The sequence below is a fragment of the Maribellus mangrovi genome, assembly GCF_037646455.1.
Lineage (GTDB): Bacteria > Bacteroidota > Bacteroidia > Bacteroidales > Prolixibacteraceae > Draconibacterium > Draconibacterium mangrovi_A.
In genome coordinates, this window is sequence record NZ_JBBIXN010000005.1 from 359,899 (window position 1) to 379,553 (window position 19,655).

At 41.6% G+C, this 19,655-nt stretch carries 16 protein-coding genes and 1 rRNA gene; 5 read left to right on the forward strand and 12 right to left on the reverse strand.

Annotated elements, in window-relative coordinates; all coding sequences use genetic code 11:
• Positions 1–73: 73 nt before the first annotated feature.
• Positions 74–982, reverse strand: coding sequence for a PfkB family carbohydrate kinase (locus WFY05_RS19305; RefSeq protein WP_340114564.1), 909 nt, complete (start codon positions 980–982; stop codon positions 74–76).
• Between the two features lie 183 nt (positions 983–1,165).
• On the opposite strand from WFY05_RS19305, the gene WFY05_RS19310 reads away from it, so the two are divergent.
• Positions 1,166–1,771 (forward strand): acyl carrier protein phosphodiesterase, encoded by a 606-nt coding sequence (locus WFY05_RS19310; protein WP_340114565.1) that lies wholly within the window; start codon positions 1,166–1,168, stop codon positions 1,769–1,771.
• A gap of 27 nt (positions 1,772–1,798) precedes the next feature.
• On the opposite strand, the gene WFY05_RS19315 is transcribed toward WFY05_RS19310, so the two are convergent.
• The 7 genes from WFY05_RS19315 to purH form a co-directional block, all read right to left on the reverse strand.
• Positions 1,799–3,094 carry a KamA family radical SAM protein gene (locus WFY05_RS19315; RefSeq protein ID WP_340114566.1) on the reverse strand — a complete coding sequence of 432 codons (1,296 nt, stop codon included), beginning with the start codon at positions 3,092–3,094 and terminating at the stop codon, positions 1,799–1,801.
• 244 nt (positions 3,095–3,338) lie between these two features.
• The gene (gene rodA / locus WFY05_RS19320) at positions 3,339–4,778 is read right to left on the reverse strand and encodes a rod shape-determining protein RodA (protein ID WP_340114567.1); all 1,440 of its coding nucleotides are present in this window, start codon (positions 4,776–4,778) and stop codon (positions 3,339–3,341) included.
• Position 4,779: 1 nt separating this feature from the next.
• Positions 4,780–6,579, reverse strand: a complete 1,800-nt coding sequence (gene mrdA, locus WFY05_RS19325) for a penicillin-binding protein 2 (protein WP_340114568.1) — start codon at positions 6,577–6,579, stop codon at positions 4,780–4,782.
• A gap of 8 nt (positions 6,580–6,587) precedes the next feature.
• A complete protein-coding gene (gene mreD, locus WFY05_RS19330; RefSeq protein WP_340114569.1) occupies positions 6,588–7,061 on the reverse strand; it encodes a rod shape-determining protein MreD in 474 nt (157 codons plus the stop codon).
• A gap of 10 nt (positions 7,062–7,071) precedes the next feature.
• Positions 7,072–7,908 (reverse strand): rod shape-determining protein MreC, encoded by an 837-nt coding sequence (gene mreC, locus WFY05_RS19335; RefSeq protein ID WP_340114570.1) that lies wholly within the window; start codon positions 7,906–7,908, stop codon positions 7,072–7,074.
• Between the two features lie 22 nt (positions 7,909–7,930).
• Complete coding sequence (locus tag WFY05_RS19340; RefSeq protein WP_340114571.1) at positions 7,931–8,953, reverse strand: rod shape-determining protein; 1,023 nt, start codon at positions 8,951–8,953, stop codon at positions 7,931–7,933.
• A 48-nt stretch (positions 8,954–9,001) separates the two neighbouring features.
• Entirely contained in the window at positions 9,002–10,597 is a 1,596-nt protein-coding gene (purH, locus tag WFY05_RS19345; protein ID WP_340114572.1) for a bifunctional phosphoribosylaminoimidazolecarboxamide formyltransferase/IMP cyclohydrolase, read from the reverse strand.
• 213 nt (positions 10,598–10,810) lie between these two features.
• Between purH and WFY05_RS19350 the strand changes: the two genes are divergently transcribed.
• Positions 10,811–12,064, forward strand: coding sequence for an ABC transporter permease (locus tag WFY05_RS19350; RefSeq protein WP_340114573.1), 1,254 nt, complete (start codon positions 10,811–10,813; stop codon positions 12,062–12,064).
• On the opposite strand, the gene mgtE is transcribed toward WFY05_RS19350, so the two are convergent.
• Together mgtE and rsmA are read right to left on the reverse strand one after the other, a co-directional pair.
• A complete protein-coding gene (gene mgtE, locus WFY05_RS19355) occupies positions 12,061–13,419 on the reverse strand; it encodes a magnesium transporter (RefSeq protein ID WP_340114574.1) in 1,359 nt (452 codons plus the stop codon). The genes WFY05_RS19350 and mgtE overlap by 4 nt on opposite strands.
• Positions 13,416–14,189, reverse strand: a complete 774-nt coding sequence (rsmA, locus tag WFY05_RS19360; RefSeq protein ID WP_340114575.1) for a 16S rRNA (adenine(1518)-N(6)/adenine(1519)-N(6))-dimethyltransferase RsmA — start codon at positions 14,187–14,189, stop codon at positions 13,416–13,418. The genes mgtE and rsmA overlap by 4 nt, the downstream gene beginning before the upstream one ends.
• Before the next feature lie 182 nt (positions 14,190–14,371).
• On the opposite strand from rsmA, the gene WFY05_RS19365 reads away from it, so the two are divergent.
• Genes WFY05_RS19365 through WFY05_RS19375 form a run of 3 tightly spaced genes read left to right on the forward strand, consistent with a single transcriptional unit; the run spans position 14,372 to position 17,368 of the window.
• Positions 14,372–15,370: a lysylphosphatidylglycerol synthase transmembrane domain-containing protein gene (locus WFY05_RS19365; RefSeq protein WP_340114576.1), complete on the forward strand. Its 999-nt coding sequence runs from the start codon at positions 14,372–14,374 to the stop codon at positions 15,368–15,370.
• A 58-nt stretch (positions 15,371–15,428) separates the two neighbouring features.
• Positions 15,429–16,682, forward strand: coding sequence for an ABC transporter permease (locus WFY05_RS19370; protein ID WP_340114577.1), 1,254 nt, complete (start codon positions 15,429–15,431; stop codon positions 16,680–16,682).
• A gap of 50 nt (positions 16,683–16,732) precedes the next feature.
• On the forward strand, positions 16,733–17,368 hold the full coding sequence (locus WFY05_RS19375; protein WP_340114578.1) for an NUDIX hydrolase: 636 nt from the start codon (positions 16,733–16,735) through the stop codon (positions 17,366–17,368).
• On the opposite strand, the gene WFY05_RS19380 is transcribed toward WFY05_RS19375, so the two are convergent.
• Positions 17,359–19,323: a putative porin gene (locus tag WFY05_RS19380; RefSeq protein ID WP_340114579.1), complete on the reverse strand. Its 1,965-nt coding sequence runs from the start codon at positions 19,321–19,323 to the stop codon at positions 17,359–17,361. The two genes, WFY05_RS19375 and WFY05_RS19380, sit on opposite strands and share 10 nt — an antisense overlap.
• Positions 19,324–19,580: 257 nt before the next feature.
• Positions 19,581–19,655, reverse strand: a 5S ribosomal RNA gene (rrf, locus tag WFY05_RS22335); the annotation flags it as partial.

Genomic DNA, 19,655 nt, shown 5'->3' on the forward strand with positions numbered 1-19,655 from the left:
TTAAAAGTATTGTTTAATACAAAAAAACTTTGTAAATGTAGAAGCGTTAGAATTTAAAATCGAACGTTAGGTATTAGCTGTATTGCTTCGTTTTTTTCATAAACTGCAATACATCTTTTTTGTTGAAGAAGCCTGTTGCTCCGCGCATTGTAGTGTTTAATGCGCCGGCAGCATTACCAAAGCGGAGTGAATCAATCAGAGAATTTCCATTTAGAGAATAATGCAGAAAGCCGGCTGAGAAAGCCATCCCCGAACCTACGTTATCGACCATGTTAACTACATACCCGGGATCGAAAAGCAAGCCCTCTTTTCGGTGAAAAGCTTTAACTCCGTTTTTACCCAGGGTAACAATAACAAGGTCAACGTTATATTGCTCGGCAACTTTTTTGAGAAAATCTTCAGTGGAATCAGAAGCAATTTTTAACTGTTCAGCCAAAAACTCAATTTCTTTCTCTTTTATTCGAACCACATCGGCACATTTCAACAGTTGCGTTACTACCTGCACATCGAAGAAATGTTCAAAAAGCTTTAAATCAAAAAAATGAAGTGAATCGGGTGATTCATTGATAAGTTCACGTATCGTATTTTTTGATAAGCCATAACGCTGAGGCAAGAGACCAAAGAACAAACAATTGGCCTGTCGGGCAAGTTTCAGCGCTTCGGGAGAAAATTCAATATGATCGAATGCCACATCCTCTTTTACTTTGTAACGACTTTCTCCGTTTTCATCAAAAGTAACCTGAACCTCGCCTGTTGGAAACTCGAAGTCCATTTGTACATTTCGATCCGAAATATTCAGCTTTTTTAGTTCTTCAATTGCTGCATAACCAAGTTCATCATCCCCAACTCTCGACAACAAATGTCCTTCCTCGCCCAACAAATTGCACCTGAACACCAGGTTTGAAGGAGTTCCTCCTAGTACTTTACCATTCGGTAAAATATCCCACACAATTTCTCCAAATGCAACAATCTTCTTTTTCATCCCACAAAAATATCGTCCAAAAGTAATGATAAAAATATGGATTCAAAGCTGAAATTTACGCTTATTTGTAAATGGGTTTTTGATGGGGTTAGTTAATTCAGTATAACATAAAATTTTTGGTAGAACTGTTGAAGGAACACAACGAAAACATTTTTACCAACCTTACGTTTGAATGTATTAGCCATGAATTATTTAGCACATTTATACTTGTCGGGCGATTCGGAAAAATTACTGGTTGGCAATTTTATTGGCGATTATGTGAAAGGTAAGCAATACCGAAGTTATCCTGATGAAATTTCGCGCGGAATAATCTTACATCGTCACATCGATAGTTTTACCGATGGACATGAGCTGCATCGTGAAGCCAAAAAATTCTTCCGCCCCGATTATGGGCATTATGCTGGAATAGTGGTGGATGTAATTTACGACCATTTTCTGGCAAGAAACTGGAACAACTATTCAGAAATCAGCTTGCGATGGTTTGCCAAATGGTCGCATTCGGTTCTACTTTCAAACTTCAAGCATCTTCCGCTTCGAGTCCAGGGATTCCTGCCCTTTCTTATCCAGCACCGAAGGCTGGAATCATACGCGACAAGCGAAGGGACAACACAAGCCTTGCACGTGATGGGTAAATATTCTTCACTGCCGTCGAAATCGGAACGTGCCAAAATAGCTTTACTGGACAACTATAACGAACTGGAACAAAACTTTGAAGCTTTTATGGAAGAACTTATAGTTTATGTCCAAACCGAGTTCGGGATTGAATTTAACCTACCACCCCATCAATAAAAAAGCCCGGGATTTCCGGGCCATGATTTATGCGAGTAATTCGATGTACTTTTGTTCGTAAAAGAAACTCGATTCGCCAAATGCGGGGTCAAGATCATCAAACCAAGCAGCGTTGGGATCGAATTTTGCAAAGAACGGCTTACCCACCCACGACGGATCACGTCCCTGTAAAAAGTTAAGTACAAAAACCTTTTCACCTTTAATTTCTGAAACGCCAACAATTTGCACTTTCCCAGGACTGCACGACATACTTGGACCTTTTACTGTCCGGCAAATTCCACTTACCTGATTGTAAGCGTTTCGGTAAATTTGCCAGGCGCGATTCAGGCTAACCGAAAAATAATCCTGCGCTCCTGTATCGCGAGCCACAAACATGTAATAAGGTATAATTCCCTGGCGAACCTGTTCTTTCCAGTTCTCAGCCCAAATGTCTGACCGATCGTTAATGTTTCGCATTATTGGCGACTGCGACCGAATTTGAACACCTGCACCTATCAAGCGCTGAACAGCTGCCTGAACCGCCGGCGTCTTCAATTCTCCGGGGTGATTTAAATGAGCCATTAATGCAATGTTAATACCGTGCTTTTTTACCTTTTCAAACAGGCGCAACAAATCATCGGCATCCGGATCGGTAGTATATCGATAGGGCCAGTAAGCCAGCGATTTTGTACCAATACGAATATTTTTCAGATTTGGAATGTCGGCTTCCAGCAAGGCATTGAAATAACTTTCAAAGAATTTTGTTTTCATTACTGCCGGATCTCCACCTGTAAACAGTACGTCGGTAATGTGCGGATTGGCTTTCAGGTATTCCACCATTTGGTCCGCCTCTTTCATTGCAAACTTAAACTCGTTCAAAGCAAACTGCGGCCAACGAAAACAAAAAGTGCAATAGGCATGGCAAGTTTGCCCCTGCGTTGGAAAAAACAGCATGATCTCGCGGTATTTGTGTTGTATTCCGTTCAATCGTTTGCCGTTAAAAACCGGAACATTATTTTCCTGCCCGGCCGGATTGGGATTTAGTTTTAAACGAATCTTATTGACTTCGCCTTGAATCAGGCTTTTTGATGCATTCTTTTTTAATAAAGAAGCAATTTTCAGAAAATCCCTTTGATCCAGCATATCGCGCTGTGGAAAATTGAGAATGAAAAACGGATCGGTTTCGAAGTTCTCCCATTCGATCAATTCATCCACAACGTAATTATCTGTTTTAAATGGCAAGACTGTGCCAACTACTTCAATTTCAAATTTTTGCTCTTCAGTCAATAATTCCATTTGCGGAATCTCCCTGAAATTGCGAAGAGAATAAGGTTTGTAATTCATCTCATTAAGTTTTTTTAATGGGATACCTTACCAGCAAGCATCCACCTCCGGAACACTTTAAAAGTATCCGCCCAATCCCGATTACACAGCTATTAAAATTACCTCCGATAGGATAATGAAAAAAGCTGCTTTTAAATCTGTCTGTCTAAAATTCCCTTATGTAGAAAGTAAAAAAATCTATCCGATTTTTTAAAGCAAGCGAATATAACAAAAATATGATAAAAGGCCAAGGGAATGACATTGGTCAGGCATTACGGCTATCGCGGAAGTTATCCAGCCTGCTTGCATCCAATCTAATAAATATAAAAAGCAATATGGTAAACGACCATAGCGAAGATCCGCCGTAGCTAAAAAAAGGTAGCGGAATACCAATTACAGGCATTATCCCGATAGTCATACCAATATTAACCGCAAAGTGAAAAAACAGAATAACCGCCACCGCATAACCGTAAATCCTTGAGAATACCGATCGTTGCCGTTCGGCGAGGAAGATCAGTCTAAAAAACAAGAACAGAAAAAGTGCAATTACGGTGAATGTTCCGGCAAAACCCCACTCTTCGCCAACCGTGCAAAAAATAAAATCGGTACTTTGCTCAGGTACAAAATCGTACTTGGTCTGGGTTCCGTTCAAATATCCCTTCCCCCAAAAACCTCCGGAACCAATGGCAATTTTACTCTGATTTACGTGATATCCAGCTCCGTACGGATTCGATTCTATTCCCAGCAATTCATTGATCCGAACCTGTTGATGTGGCTCAAGCACATTGTTGAAAGCATAATCCACGGTAATGGTAAACAACACCGAACCTATAAAGAATAAAGAAATTATAATGTAATTTGTAAATCGTTTCTGAAAAGAGTATATCATGATCAGAAATGCTCCTAACACAGTTCCCGCCAAAATTATTTCCGACAGATCACGACCAGCACCGACAATCAGGTTTAACAGAAAGAACAAAGCCACACCTCCGGCCAGCATAAGTGCGGCCCGGGCAAACTGATTCAGTTTAGGATTAAGAATTAGGTACATGAGTAAAGCAAGCCCCACCAAAACGAGGATAAGGGTTATGTTTGGAAGAATTAAAGCAAGGATAAAAAGCATGGCAACCAGGGTACCCAGGAACAACACCAGCCCCGACATTCCTTCGCGGAAAAGTACCAGAACAAACGAAAAATAGACCAATGCGGAACCTGTATCGTTTTGAAGCAGGATGAATGCTGCCGGCAAAAATATAATGAGTCCGATAGTAGCGACCGACTTCAGTTTTTTCATGTTGAAATCAAATGTACTCATGTAGCGGGCCAGTGCTAATCCTGTTGCGAACTTGGCAAATTCGGCCGGTTGAATAAGCACCCCTCCAATGGCAAACCACGATTTTGCACCGTTAATCTCCTTTCCGACAAGCAATACCAGCATCAAAAGAATTATGGTTACACCATAAAATATATAGGAAAAGAAGACGTAAAAATTGGTTTCGATAATCATGATCACCACCGCAAGGGCTATGGCTGCTCCAATCCAGATGAGCTGTTTACCATATTGCTGCGAAGTATCCAAAATACTTTGATGCTCGACATTAAAAACAGCCGCATAAATATTCAGCCATCCCATAAAAATAAGAACAAGATAGAGTCCAACCGTTACCCAGTCCATATTTGCCCATATATTGCTTCTTTCCGGCATATTATTGTGGTCCTTCGCTGCTTAAAAGGTTAGCATTAATCATTCGCTCTTCAATCCATTTGCGATTGGGTGCAATGGTATCGTTTAAATATTTTTCGATCATCAGTCCGGCTATTGGTGCTGCATAGCTGGCTCCCCATTTACTGTTTTCAACATACACAAAAACGGCAATCTGAGAATCGTCGCGAGGAGCAAAAGCCTCAAACGCTCCATGTTCTAGCCCTTGCGGATTTTGAATGGTTCCTGTTTTCCCGCAGTAGTTTATTCCGGGCAAATAATACAGGCCTTTAATCGATTCGTTCATTCCTTCGATTACGGGTTCAAAATTTTCGGCATCGATCCCCACCGGGTGTTTTACTTTGATACTGCTTCGTACCGTATCGTTCTCAACAGCTTTTACAATGTGAGGCTCGTAATAAAATCCGCGGTTGGCAATAGCAGAGGCAACATTGGCCATTTGTAAAGGAGTTACTCCCAGTTCGCCCTGCCCAATTGCCAGCGAACGCACCGTCAGCGCATTCCAGCTTCCACGGTAAATTTTATCATATAGTTCCACCGACGGCAGATCGCCCTTTAAAGTATTGCTAAAATCGCTGCTCAGAATAGTGCCGATTCCAAAGCTTTTTACATAGTCGTACCACGCTTGAAAGCCTTCCTTGGCCGATCCGGTTTTATTCAGAATAGACCGAAAGGTGTTCCACATAAAAGGATTGCATGATTCGCGTATACCTTGAACTACATTGGTTGGTGTAACGTGAATGTGAGTACAACGAATGGGATAAGATCCGGGGCCGTTACAGGTAAAGCGCGTTTGCGTGGTAATTGCTTTTTCCTGCAAACCGATCAAAGCATTTACAGTTTTAAAGGTAGATCCGGGAGGATATTTCGCCTGCAGTGCACGGTTGAAAAGCGGTTTCAAGGTATCAGCCAGTAATTTAGAGTAATTTGTTCCCCGAACTCTACCCACCAGCAAACGAGGATCGTAAACCGGTGCGCTGAGCATGGCCAGCACTTCCCCGGTAGAAGGTTCAATGGCAACAACTGCACCTTTTTTATTCTGAAATAATTTCTCGGCATACAGTTGCAGATCGAGGTCGAGGGTTGTGGTGATGTTATTTCCGATCTGTGCCGGAACATCTTCTCTACCGTTTCGGTAGCTGCCCTGAATCCGGTTGTGCACATCAACCAGGTTTTTCTTTACACCCTTGGTACCTCGCAACTGACGCTCGTATGTTTTTTCAATACCGCTGATTCCGATGTAGTCGCCGGGTTTATAGTAAGCATCTTTGTTAATATCATTCGAAGTTACCTCGCCAACATATCCAAGGGCATGCGCTGCTGCTGTGGTTGAATATTCGCGAAGTGTACGGGATTGCGAGTGAAAACCTTCGAATTTGTACAGCTGTTCTTGCAAAATGGCATAATTCTCGGGCGATATCTGTTTGACAATGATCGACGGTTTATACCATGAATAATTCTTGGCTTTTTGAATTCCGGCCTCCAGTTCTTCCCGGGTAATATTGAGCAAATTGCAGAATAATATGGTATCGAATTGCTTGACTTCACGCGGTGTTATCAGCAAGTCATAGGCGGTTCTGTTGTAAACCAACAGTTCTCCATTACGGTCGTATATCAATCCACGAGCCGGGTACTGCACGACTTCGCGCAGCACATTATTGGTGGCATACTGCTTGTAGGTGGAATCGAGCACCTGCAAACGAAACAGTTTCCCGAGATAAACCAATGCAACCAACAAAAAAATTAAAGCTATAAGGTAACTCCTCTTGGTGTTTTCTTTCACGCTTTTACCTAATCTCTAAAAATGATAAATTGACTTAAAACTATCACAAAAATTGAAAATACGGAACTTAAAAATACCCGATATAAGGTATTGAAGAAATTATCAAAGGTAAATACTTCGATATAAAACAAAACGGTGTGATGCAAAACCACCATTATTGCAGTGTAGGAAAGAAACCATACCACCCCGGTTTGCACCAGTCCCGGATAGTCACTTAGTTCTTCTTCCCTGTTGGTAATTATACGAATTACAAGCGGACGTGCATAAGCCACAAAAACTGCAGCAAAGGTATGTATGCCCAAACTGTTGGAAAATATATCGACCGCGAGCCCGATAAAAAACGAAAACAGTAACACCGCGTATCGGGGAGCGTTTAAGGGCAGCAACATGATAAACAGAACATAGATGTAGGGATTGATAAATCCACTAAACTGAATCTGGTTCAACACAAGTACCTGCACAGCTACCAGTACAACGAACATTAAAAGATATTTAATTAGCGAGCGTTCCATTTTCTGTTGTACTTCTTAAGTTTCGCAACTCATCGATTTTTGTATTCTCAATCACCTCAACATAAGTAACCGATTTAAAATTGGCCGAAAGCAATACACTGATCGTATAATAATTCTCACCTTCGGGGCGCTCAAAACTGTCGATCGTCCCAATCAAAATACCATCTGGGAAAACCGAAGAATAGCCGCTGGTCACGATAGTATCTCCAACCTGCAGATTAATATGAAATGGAATTTCGTTTAGTTGTGCCCTTTGGTAATCTTCTCCATTCCAAATTAATGAGCCATAAAAACCGTTCTTTTTGATTTTTGCCGAAATGCTCCAGCGCGGATTTAAAACCGAAAGCCCCATTGCATAAGATTCCGATACATTGGTAATAATTCCGACAATTCCGTTTGGCGAGATAATTCCCTGGTCGGGTTTTATGCCATCTTTTCTGCCTTTATTTAATGTGATGTAGTTTTGCTGCCGGTTGACCGAGTTATTAATAACCCGGGCAGGAATATAGCGAAATGCGGTATCCTGCTGATGTACGATGTCAACTGAATCGATAAGCGTATTTTGGTAACTCCGGAGTGCATTCTGCAACCTGGCATTTTCTTCCGACAATTCGGCATTTACACCTGCCAGACTAAAGTACTGAACCACCGAACTGTAGGAATTATAAATACTTGCCGTTACCGCATTCGAGGAATTCAAAAAACTGGCCCGCTGAAAACTGTTGTAGTTTATTATAAAAACCACTGAAATAACTTCTAAAACAAGAAATAGAAGAAACGGATAGTTTTTAATCAGTAGCCTAAATAAACTTCGCATTTAATTGTCCGGATGTTCTTTTTTATCGAATCAGGAATGAGAAATTATCCACGTTTTTCAATGCAATTCCCGTACCACGCACAACGGCTCTTAACGGATCTTCTGCAATGTGAAACGGTATCCCGATTTTATCAGTTAAACGTTTATCCAATCCTTTCAAAAGGGCGCCACCACCTGCCAACCAAATTCCTTTTGAAACAATATCGGCATACAATTCGGGCGGTGTTTGCTCCAAAGCGCTCAACACCGCTGTTTCAATTTTTGAAATCGATTTTTCAAGACAGTGAGCAATTTCCTGGTAAGAAACCGGAACCTCAATCGGTAAAGCTGTCATTTGATTCGGACCCTGTACCACATAATCCTGCGGTGGATCCTGTAGCTGTGAAAGTGCCGATCCAACATGTATTTTTATTTCTTCAGCTGTGCGTTCACCAATTTTAATGTTGTGCTGATGACGCATGTATTCCATGATATCTGCGGTGAGATCGTCGCCTGCAATTCGAATGGATTTGTTGGTAACAATACCACCGAGCGAGATCACCGCGATTTCGGTAGTACCACCACCGATGTCCACCACCATGTTTCCTTCAGGTGCCTCCACATCGAGACCAATACCAATGGCGGCTGCCAGCGGTTCGTAAACCATATAAACTTCGCGGCCACCGGCATGCTCCGAGGAGTCGCGTACCGCACGTAATTCCACCTCGGTACTTCCCGATGGAATACACACTACCATTTTAAGAGCCGGCGAAAACATTTTCGACTTGGGATTAATCATTTTAATCATTCCCCTGATCATTTGTTCCGCGGCATTAAAATCAGCGATCACACCATCACGCAGCGGGCGAATTGTTTTTAAGTTCGCATGCGTTTTCCCCTGCATCTGCCGGGCCTTTTCACCGATGGCGACCATCTTTTCAGTTTTCATATCGATCGCTACAATAGATGGTTCATCCACTACGATCTTATCATTATGAATGATAATGGTATTGGCGGTGCCAAGGTCAATGGCAATCTCCTGTGTTAAAAATGAAAATAATCCCATTAAAGTTCCTGTTTACCTTCTGTTAAGGATATAAAGATAAAATAATTATTAATGTCTGAAATGTCTTCTTCCGGTAAAGGCCATGGCGATACCAAATTCGTTGCAAGCCTCTATCACTTCCTCGTCGCGAATACTGCCACCCGGTTCGATGATGTATTTTACACCGTATTCATTGGCCGCCTCAATGCTATCGCGGAACGGGAAGAAAGCGTCGGAAATCAACACTGAATTTGTGATATCGAGACCATCTTTTAATTCGAAACGTGGCATCGTCAGGTAGCGCAAACTGTCGAGTCGGTTGGGTTGTCCCATTCCGGCTCCGGTTAACCAAAATGCTCCGTTTTCGTTTTCAGTAACAACTGCAATCGCATTACTTTTAAGGTGTTTGCATGCTATTGTTCCGAATTTGGCGAGGTTCATTTTCGATTCTTCAAATTCTTTATTGGTTACCGTCTTAAATTCCGTATCCAGGCCTTCATCTTCGTCCTGAACCAGCATACCTCCACTTATCGAGCGGTACAATTTTTCTCCGGCCACAGCTTCGCGAATCGGTGTAACCAATACCCTCAGGTTTTTCTTTTTGCCCAGCACTTCAAGTGCTTCGTCGGTATACGCCGGCGCGATCAAAATTTCCACAAATTTTTTCCCAAACCATTCGGCCACTTCTTTAGTAACAGTGTCGGTAAAACAAATAATGCTGCCAAATGCACTGATAGGATCACCGGCCCAGGCCAGATCGAGCGATTCAAGAATATTATCTGTAACCGCCAATCCACATGGATTCAGATGTTTGATTACCGAAACGGCCACTTTGTTTTCGAGATGCGTAACTGAATGGTAAGCATCGCTGGCCGATTTCCATGCTGCGTCGGCATCGAGCATATTGTTGTACGAAAGTGCTTTACCTTGCAAAACCTCTGCATTGGCCAGTGTAACTTCTTCTTTAGAATTGTTGAATTTATAGAAGGTGGCTGCCTGGTGCGGATTTTCGCCGTAACGCAGAACATGGCCGTCGTTCAGGCTGATTCGTTCTTTGGCCTCGTCTTCAACGCTACTGTCGAAATAGCTAAAAATAGCTGCATCGTAATGCGACGAAACGCCAAAAGCCCTGCTGGCAAACCATTTTCGCTCGGCAAGTGTAAATTCTCCGTTATTTTTTTCGAGATGGCTCAACAACGGTCCGTATTCATTTTGCGACGGAACAATAACCACGTCTTTGAAATTTTTGGCTGCTGCCCGAATCAATGAAATTCCTCCTATATCTATTTTCTCGATAATATCCTGTTCATCTGCACCCGATGCCACGGTGTTTTCAAAAGGATAAAGATCAACAATAACCAAATCGATCTCCGGGATTTCGTATTCATTCAACTGGCTCACATCTCCCTGATTTTCACGACGCGATAAAATTCCACCAAATACTTTTGGATGGAGTGTTTTTACGCGACCTCCCAGAATTGATGGATAACCTGTCAGACTTTCTACCGATGTTACTTCAACATCCAATGATTCGATAAAACTTTTTGTGCCTCCGGTGCTTAAAATATTAACACCCAAGTCGTTTAGTTTATGAATGATCTTATCTAAGTTTTCTTTGTGAAAGACTGAAACCAAAGCAGTCTTAATTTTTTTATTATCAGCCATTTATTGGATTTTTCGGATTCGCATGCAAAGATAAAAAAAACAGTTAACATACTTAATATAACAGCCCTTTAAAAATATTATTATCATCACAGGATGAATTCATTGAATTTGGTGTAATCCATTTCAATTTTCGGCACTAATATTCATAAGAATATCAAACAAAATTCGATTGTTAAAAAACTAGTGCTATTTTTAACCTGAATATTAAACCGCATGTTAATTGTTCGCCTGATTTACGAAAGCCTTTCTTTTGCTTTTAATTCCTTAAGAGCGAACAAACTGCGCACTTTTCTTTCGCTTCTTGGTATTACCATCGGAATTTTTTCCATTATTTCGGTCTTTACTGTCATCGACTCGCTGGAAAGTTTTATCAAAGACAGCCTGAATTCGCTGGGCAGTGAAATTGTTTACGTTCAGCAAATGCCATGGGGACTTGAGGAAGGTGAAACCGAATACCCAATGTGGAAGTACATAAAACGTCCGCTCGCCACACACGAGGAAACCACTGAAATAATTCGTCAGGCTAATTCTGTTCAGAGTGCAGCTTTTTGGTATGGATTTGGGAAATCGGTACAGTCGGGATCCAATGAATTAGACAATGCCATAATACTGGCTACTTCGTACGGATTGTATGATCTTTGGAACCTGGAAGTAGTCAAAGGACGTTACTTTAGTGAACACGAGATGAAATCGGGTGCACCGGTAACAGTTATTGGAGATCAAATAGTGGAAAAGCTTTTCAAGGACGTAAATCCAATTGGGAAAACCTTGAAAATTCAGGGCTACAAGTTCCGCATTGTTGGTGTGTACAAAAGAAGCGGGCAGGATTTGTTTGGTACCAGTATGGATCGCTATATTCATATTTCTGATATTTCAGCAGTTTCTCTTGTCGATATCAGAAACCGCAACTATAACCAAACCATTGGGGTGAAAGCAAAACCCGGAGTAGATGGTGATTATCTGATGGCTGAACTAGAAAAAGTACTACGCAGCATCAGGCGCTTAAAACCCATGGAAGAAAATAATTTTGCACTAAACCGATCATCCCAGTTAACGGGAAGGTTCGAACAGCTTTTTACCGGGATAAATTTGGCCGGTGCTATCATTGGTGGTTTTTCAATTATTGTGGGAGGTTTTGGTATTGCCAACATTATGTTTGTATCGGTAAAAGAACGCACAAAAATCATCGGCATTCAAAAATCGCTGGGTGCTAAACGCTACTTTATACTTCTGCAATTTATTTTCGAGGCCATTGTGTTGTCTATTCTTGGAGGGATAGTTGGCCTCGTGCTTATTTACATCGGAGCACTGATAGTAAGTTATGCCACCGAATTCCAGATTATGCTAACGGCAGCCAACATTGTTAAAGGATTGGTGATTTCGAGTGTTATCGGATTTATTGCAGGTTATATGCCGGCGCGGGCTGCTGCCAGACTCGACCCCGTTATTGCCATCAATTCGCTTTAAACCAAATTAAAAAAGAAACTGGATACGGTCAGGTAAATCAACAGACCGACAATATCGTTCATGGTAGTAATAAACGGACCGGTGGCAAGTGCCGGATCGATCTTGAATTTATTCAAAATTAAAGGAATTACAGTGCCGAACAGCGATGCAAAAAGGATAACGATAAACAGTGAAATAGAAACCGACATGGTAAGGTTTAAATTATCGGCAGTTAAATAGTTATATACAAAAAGCAACAGTGAAAAGACAACTGCCGTCAGCAAGGCCACCGAAATATCTTTCATCAGTTTTTTCATGGGAGTTTCGATATCCTTTACCCCGCTTGCAATACTTTGCACAATAATTGACGACGATTGTACCCCCACATTTCCGGCCATTGCGGCAATAAGCGGAATAAAGAAAGCCAGTTGAGTTACGTTTGACAAAGCCTGAGAATGAGTACGCAAAACGGTGGCACTCAATATACCACCCAACAAGCCAACCATCAGCCAGGGAAAGCGCACCCGAACCCTTTGCCAAACATTGTCGCCCGGATCCACATCACCGGTAATACCCGAAACCAACTGGTAGTCGCGCTCAGCTTCTTCACGAACAATATCAATCACATCATCCCAGGTAATCCGCCCCTTTAAGCGGCCAATCTCATCAACCACAGGAACAGCTACAAGGTCGTATTTGTCCATCAATTCGGCCACCTCTTCCTGCCGCGTACCGGTGGTAACTTTTTTAATATCGGGATTGTAAAGCTTTGAAACTTTTGTATTGGTGTGGTTCAAAATCAGCTTTTTCAGCGAAAGAACTCCTTTTAATCTATCTCCATCGTCAGTAACATAGATGTAAAATATCTCGTCTACCTCTTCAGCTTGCTTACTGATCTCCTTTAAGCAAGTGGCCACGTTCCAGTTCTCATTCACTTTTACCAGCTCCTTAGCCATAATACCACCCGCCGAATCCTCTTCGTATTCCAGCAGATCAACAATATCGCCGGCCTGTTCACTGTCGATGATCTCGTTCAGAACTTCGCGCTGAACATCTTCGTCGAGTTCGGAAACCACATCGGCAGCATCATCCGAATCCATATGCTCAATAAACTTACTGGCAATGACTTCGGCCGGAAGCACTTTCAAAAAACGTCGTCTGTCGTCTTCATCGATCTCGATCAAAACGTCGGAAGCTTTTTCACCTTCGAGCAACAAATACAGGTACTTTGCCTCTTCAATGTTCAGGTCGTCCATCAACTCGGCGATATCAGCCGGGTGGAGTTCTTCCAAAATGGCAATAACCTCTTTTTTATTGTCATTCTCAATCAGCTCTTTAAACTGCTCAATATTTTCCTTGATGGTTTCGAAGCTCATAGATCTTTCTTTTTGAGGTTTTCAATATCACTTGCTAACACTATAAAATCGTTAACAGATAATTGTTCAGGCCTTTTTTCGGCATATTGTACAGGAAGCTCACTGCAAATATCTTTTAGTGAATTCCGAAGCATTTTTCGTCGTTGGTTAAAAGCTGCTTTCACTACCTGGATAAATAACTTTTCATCGCATGGAAGCGCTTCAACTTTATTTCGGCGTAAACGCACAACGGCCGATTTTACCTTTGGTGGCGGATTGAATACGTTTTCTGAAACCGTAAAAAGGTATTCGATATCGAAAAATGCCTGAAGCAGCACGCTCAGTATCCCATAAATTTTTGAACCATGCGGGGCTGCAATTCGTTCAGCAACTTCTTTTTGCACCATCCCAACAGTTTCGGGTATGCGGTTTCGCAATTCCAGAACCTTAAAAAAGATTTGGGATGAGATGTTGTAGGGGAAATTCCCGATCACATTAAACTTGCCGGGGAAACGTGATGCGATATCAGCCTTAAGAAAGTCTTCCGACCAAATGTTTTTGATGGCGCTAAAGTGGCGGTTAAGATAATCTACCGATTCCTTATCAATCTCAACAACATTTACATTCAGTTCCGGACGCTCGATCAGATATTGAGTTAGTACTCCCATTCCCGGTCCGATTTCAAGAACATCCTGAACATCGGTCCCAAGGCTGTCAACAATTTTTCGCGCGATATTCTGATCGGTTAAAAAATGCTGGCCTAATTTCTTTTTGGGCTTTACAAAACTCATTACTATCCGGGTCTTCCATTTTCAGATGGTACTTCTTAGGCTTTTTACTTCGATTAATAAAACAAATTTATACTTTTGTTCGCTACGAATGGCTTTAAACCGCGGGTATTTTGCCCCTCAAAAGTAGTAAAAAAATAAGGAGTAATTCCGTGGGCAAAAATAAAGCTGTAAAAATCTGAATTTTGAAAAAAACGGTTCTCAAGATTTTACAATTTCTGGCATTCTTTGCTGTGGGTGCCTTTATTTTTTGGCTCATTTACAAAGATCAGGACATTGAACACATAAAATCGGTCTTAAAAAATAACGTAAATTACTGGTGGGTAGTACTATCCTTATTTCTGGGTTTACTAAGCCACATTAGTCGTACACTTCGCTGGGGATTAATGATCGAACCAGTCAGTCATAAGCCAAGATTCATTAACACATTTCTGGCCGTTATGGTGGGTTACCTGATGAACCTGGCGCTGCCACGAATGGGCGAAGTTTCGCGGTGCGGAGTACTGGCCCGCTACGAAAAAATATCGTTCACCAAATTACTGGGAACCGTAGTTGCCGAAAGATTGGTTGACATGATTTCTTTACTGATCTTGCTGGCAATCGTCATTTTATCGCAATTCGGGCACATGTTGCGTTTTATGCAGGAGAATCCTGAAATTAAAGACAAACTGCTTGCCGCAATTTCATCGCCATGGCTAATTATTGGCGTTGTGGTTGTAATCATCGGTTTTTATATTTTCAGAAAACAATTTAAAGACACCAGGTTTTTTAGGAAGATCATGGAGGTCATCCACAACTTTAAGGTGGGCTTTATTTCCATTCGTAACATTAAAAAGAAAGGCTGGTTTTACTTTCATTCAGTCTTTATCTGGCTGATGTATTATGTAATGCTGTACGTTATATTCTTTGCGTTTGATTTTACGCGCGACCTTGGCCCGATTGCCGGACTTACCACCTTTGTGCTGGCGAGTTTTGGAATGGTTGCACCCGTTCAGGGAGGTATCGGAGCCTGGCATTTTATGGCCAAAGAAGCACTCTCGCTGTATGGAGTTCCCAATGAAAACGGAATTATCTTCGCTTTCGTGGCGCACACTTCAATGACCGGAATGATCATTATTATCGGGATCATCTCGATTCTTATTCTTCCGTTTATTAACCGACGCAATGAAGTAATAGTTGAGTAGAAAATAAGCGCATAGTTTCTGCGTTTTAATTCGATAACGATAACCATCACCCGGCGGAATGAACACCGAACTTTTTATATCACGCAGGCTGTTTTTCGATAAAGGACACAAGAAATTGCTTTCGCAGCGCATCATTCGGATTGCGCTTACAGGCATTGCTCTTGGATTGGCTGTTATGATCGTTTCGGTGGCCGTGGTTACCGGGTTTAAAAAGGAAGTTCGCAATAAAGTGATCGGTTTCGGATCGCACATTCAAATTATTAATTACGATTCCAACAGCTCGTATGAAACACAGCCAGTCTCAAAAGATCAACCTTTTCTTGAAACCATAACAACAATTCCGGGCGTAAAATATGTTCAGCCGTTTGCCACCAAACCCGGGATGATAAAAACCGACGAATACATTCAGGGCATTGTGTTTAAGGGTGTGGATACTGATTTTAACTGGGATTTTTTCAATAAAAATTTGGTCGAAGGAACACTCCCGGATATTAACGACAGTGCTCGAAACAATGAAATTTTGATCTCGGAAGAAATATCGAGACTATTGAGTCTCGACATCAACGACAAAGCCATTGTTTATTTTATCAACGAAAGTGATGTTACCCCTCGCATGCTGCAACTCGAAATCAGCGGAATTTACCATACCGGATTTGAAGAGTTTGATCAATTATTTATCCTTGGCGACCTCAAACAAATACAACGTTTGAACGATTGGCGCAGCGACCAGATCACCGGTTTTGAAGTAGTACTTTCCGATTTTAATCAGATCGAAAACATCGAACAGGATATTCGGAGTCTCGTTATTCAGTACCGCGACAAAGATGCCGATATTCTCCGAACTGAGAGTATAACGCGCATGTACCCGCAAATATTCGACTGGTTAAGCATACTCGACATGAATGTTTGGGTGATTCTTCTGCTTATGGTGATGGTGGCTTCGTTTAATATGGTTTCCGGTTTGCTTGTGCTTATTTTAGAACGTGCTTCAATGATTGGGGTACTAAAAGCGATGGGAAGCCCGAGTTGGAGCATACGTAAAATTTTTGTTTACCTGTCGGTTTTCCTTACCTGTCGCGGGATGTTGTGGGGAAACCTGATCGGAATAATCATTGTGTTGCTGCAAAATTGGTTTCACATTATTCACCTCGATCCCTCCACTTATTACGTTGAATATGTTCCAATGAACTTTTCGATCATCCATTTATTATTGCTAAATGCAGGAACAATTGCCATCACCTCCTTAATGCTTATCATTCCAAGCTGGTTCATTAGTAAAATTTCGCCCGACAAAACCATCCGCTTCGATTAAACAAAGCGGGCAAGGATAATTTTTCTAAGGCATTTTCATTAATTTTGTCGATGATGTTCACGAAAGAAAATATCGCTGAAGCTCTGCAACATGAGTTACCCGGGCACGTTTCACACTCCAAATTACTGCCACCGAACCGTGTGCTGAAGGTTACCGCGAAGGACAAAAAGCGGGTAAAAAACAGTAGCGTTCTGTTATTACTTTTCGAGGAAAACAAAGAATTAAAAGTGATTTTGATCAAGCGTCCGGCACACATGAAGCACCATGCCGGGCAGATTGCATTGCCCGGAGGCAGAATTGAAGCAGGTGAAACCGACATTGAAACCGCATTGCGCGAAACCTACGAAGAGATCGGTATCACTGAAAATAAAATCGAAATTCTCGGGAAACTATCTGGTTTTTATGTTGAAGTAAGTCGTTTTCAGATATGGCCGATAGTGGGCTGGTTAAATTCGAAACCGGTGTTTCGGATCAATCCCGATGAAGTCGAAAAAATCATGTCATTTCCTATTGCAAAGTTTACTCCGCCATTTGAGGAAATTCAAATGGAAACGCTAACCGGCAAACTTGAAGTGCCCTGTGTAAAATTCGCTAAAGAAATAATTTGGGGTGCGACTGCTATGATCCTTTCCGAATTTTACGATGTGCTTCAAAAAGTTACCGAAATTCAACAATCTCAGTCATAAAAAGCCCACGAAAGTCCTAATCTAAATGTGGCTCTGTTCATCGGGTAACTCGGCGTAGTCATGTATTCTCCGTTCAGGAAGTGCGTTCCAACATTCATGTATTTAAAGAATACGCGAGTTCTTTTCAGGCGCAAACTCGCATAAACATCAATGTAGGGATAGTTACCATATTCTTTCTCATTCTGCAGGTAAAAAAGTCCCGTAGAAGGAGCATAGGCATCGGCGTAATATTTGGTGTTATACCGCACGTCGGAACCAATCTGTGTCAGCAAAACTTTCGAAATGGTAAACTGAAAATAGCCCGATACAAAAGCAGAAAAATCGGGTAAATGAAGGTATTCCTCGTTTGATGCTTTTTGCCAGAGCAAACGCGTGCGGAGGTGAAGCCCGCGGTAGCTAAAGTCTTTATCAACGTAGGCCGACAAGACCAGCAGTTCATCCGAAGTTTGGTTTGGAATTCCTAAAGTATCGTTATATACAAAATTATTGATAATGGCATATTTTGCTCCAATCTCAAGCTTTCTTTTTGGCATTCGGAAGGTTCCGCCAACCGTCATTCGCTGCTCCATATCCAGATCCTGCCACCACCTGTAGTGGTTCGAGTAAAATCTTTCCTGAAAATAATCGGGAACAATATTTTCCAATTTTCCATCGAAACTTATCGAGGCCAGCGAATCGCCCATAAAAAGAAACGGCTTATAAATTAATCCCGAAAGTTCGGTTTGCCCTGCATTCCTTCCAGCGAAATAAAATTTTCCGTCGAAATTCCACTTCCAAAAGCGCCCGGTTTGTCTAAAAATTCCGCCTCCAACATAAGTATTCGAATATTTAATATCAGTTGTAAGCACCAATGAATCGGGGCTCAGTTCTCCGGGCATCGATCCGCGGTTGATTTCAACTCCCATAAATACTCTTTTCCCAAAGCTGTATTTCTTATCAGCATTTTCATATTGCTTAAGCTGAAACACGTTTGTAATTCGGTTATACCGAATGGAGTCGCTGGTATAAAAGTCGGGGTAGTACGTATTGTCGAAGAAATCTACGCTTTCGCCTTCATCGTCGGTAAACTCTTGCCTGTTCAGGTTAACTTCCGACGACAGTATAACTCCCATTATCGGTCGGAACTTTTCTTCATTAATGGAATCGCCTGTGTTAATGTATTTTCCAAATCGGTACTCGCCGTTAGCAAAGAAATAATTATTGCTGAATTGTGATTTACTTCCGTTTAGATTCACATTCCAGTACCTCGCATCTTTCTGGTCAAACATCAGGCTGTCGTTGGTCAGTCCGCCATTCTCGTTGTTTTTTAGCGAGTTGGTAACAAAACCGGCATGAATGTTAAGGAAGTCTTTGGTGTAACTGGAATACAAAGCGACTGAATTGTTTCTTGTTTCCTGAGCCACGTATTGTCCGTCCGATTTAGCCAGATCAACCCGGAAAGTAAAATTCCACCATGGATTTATGTTCTGCGAATGAATTACATTAAAGCGTGTTTCGTTATTGCGCGACTTATTTTCACTCTGCGAATAATCGAGTCTGGTGTATGGAGTATGCGTATTAAAATATTTTAGTTCCCAGGGCGTTAAAATGTACCATTCGCGTGTTCGGGCAAAGAAATAGTTAGTATTGTAATGTCGATTAAAGAAATTGTTGTCTAGGGCAGGTGTTCCATAATTCCCCAGGTAAGTAGCTGTAAGTACTTTCTGATCTTTATACAGCGGATGAAAGATGTGAAAATAGTCTTGCAGTGTATCTAGCTTTGTTGAATCCTGGAAAGCTCCGTTAGCGTCAAGATACCACTGCCGAACACCCGGTTCAATGACCACAAGTGGCTTCTCATCTTCCAAATCTGTTTCACCCATCGGTCGCATATCCCGGTCGAGCTGAGCCGAAACGTGAACCGCAACCAATTCCAGTGCAACAAGTGAAATTAAACAATAAATGAGCTTCCGCATATATTACAGAGTTTTCAGCACAAAACTAAAAAAAGCATTGATGTGAATGTTATAGAATAACACTTTTTAAGATAATTAACACCATAAAAAAGCCCCTAATGAAACATAACAAGATCATGAAAGATTGGTCGGTGAATTTGCTGACAGTTCCGACGGAACTTTGTTTGATGTGTCCCTCAGAATCTCATTTTTCATTAAATCTGCCAGTTTGTCTCAAAAAAAAACCTGACTCCAAAACTGGAATCAGGTTTTAAATAAGGTGGCAGCGACCTACTCTCCCACTTTTACGCAGTACCATCGGCGCTGGCGGGCTTAACTTCTCTGTTCGGAAT

Bases quoted from the DNA above. Each gene is read 5' to 3' on its own strand.
- WFY05_RS19350 (WP_340114573.1), top strand. From the start codon at position 10,811: ATGTTAATTGTTCGCCTGATTTACGAAAGCCTTTCTTTTGCTTTTAAT.
- WFY05_RS19310 (WP_340114565.1), top strand. From the start codon at position 1,166: ATGAATTATTTAGCACATTTATACTTGTCGGGCGATTCGGAAAAATTA.
- rsmA (WP_340114575.1), bottom strand. From the start codon at position 14,189: ATGAGTTTTGTAAAGCCCAAAAAGAAATTAGGCCAGCATTTTTTAACC.
- rodA (WP_340114567.1), bottom strand. From the start codon at position 4,778: ATGCCGGAAAGAAGCAATATATGGGCAAATATGGACTGGGTAACGGTT.
- WFY05_RS19380 (WP_340114579.1), bottom strand. From the start codon at position 19,323: ATGCGGAAGCTCATTTATTGTTTAATTTCACTTGTTGCACTGGAATTG.
- mreD (WP_340114569.1), bottom strand. From the start codon at position 7,061: ATGTTCGTTGTACTGGTAGCTGTGCAGGTACTTGTGTTGAACCAGATT.
- WFY05_RS19315 (WP_340114566.1), bottom strand. From the start codon at position 3,094: ATGAATTACAAACCTTATTCTCTTCGCAATTTCAGGGAGATTCCGCAA.
- mgtE (WP_340114574.1), bottom strand. From the start codon at position 13,419: ATGAGCTTCGAAACCATCAAGGAAAATATTGAGCAGTTTAAAGAGCTG.
- WFY05_RS19340 (WP_340114571.1), bottom strand. From the start codon at position 8,953: ATGGGATTATTTTCATTTTTAACACAGGAGATTGCCATTGACCTTGGC.
- WFY05_RS19305 (WP_340114564.1), bottom strand. From the start codon at position 982: ATGAAAAAGAAGATTGTTGCATTTGGAGAAATTGTGTGGGATATTTTA.
- mreC (WP_340114570.1), bottom strand. From the start codon at position 7,908: ATGCGAAGTTTATTTAGGCTACTGATTAAAAACTATCCGTTTCTTCTA.
- purH (WP_340114572.1), bottom strand. From the start codon at position 10,597: ATGGCTGATAATAAAAAAATTAAGACTGCTTTGGTTTCAGTCTTTCAC.
- WFY05_RS19375 (WP_340114578.1), top strand. From the start codon at position 16,733: ATGATGTTCACGAAAGAAAATATCGCTGAAGCTCTGCAACATGAGTTA.
- WFY05_RS19370 (WP_340114577.1), top strand. From the start codon at position 15,429: ATGAACACCGAACTTTTTATATCACGCAGGCTGTTTTTCGATAAAGGA.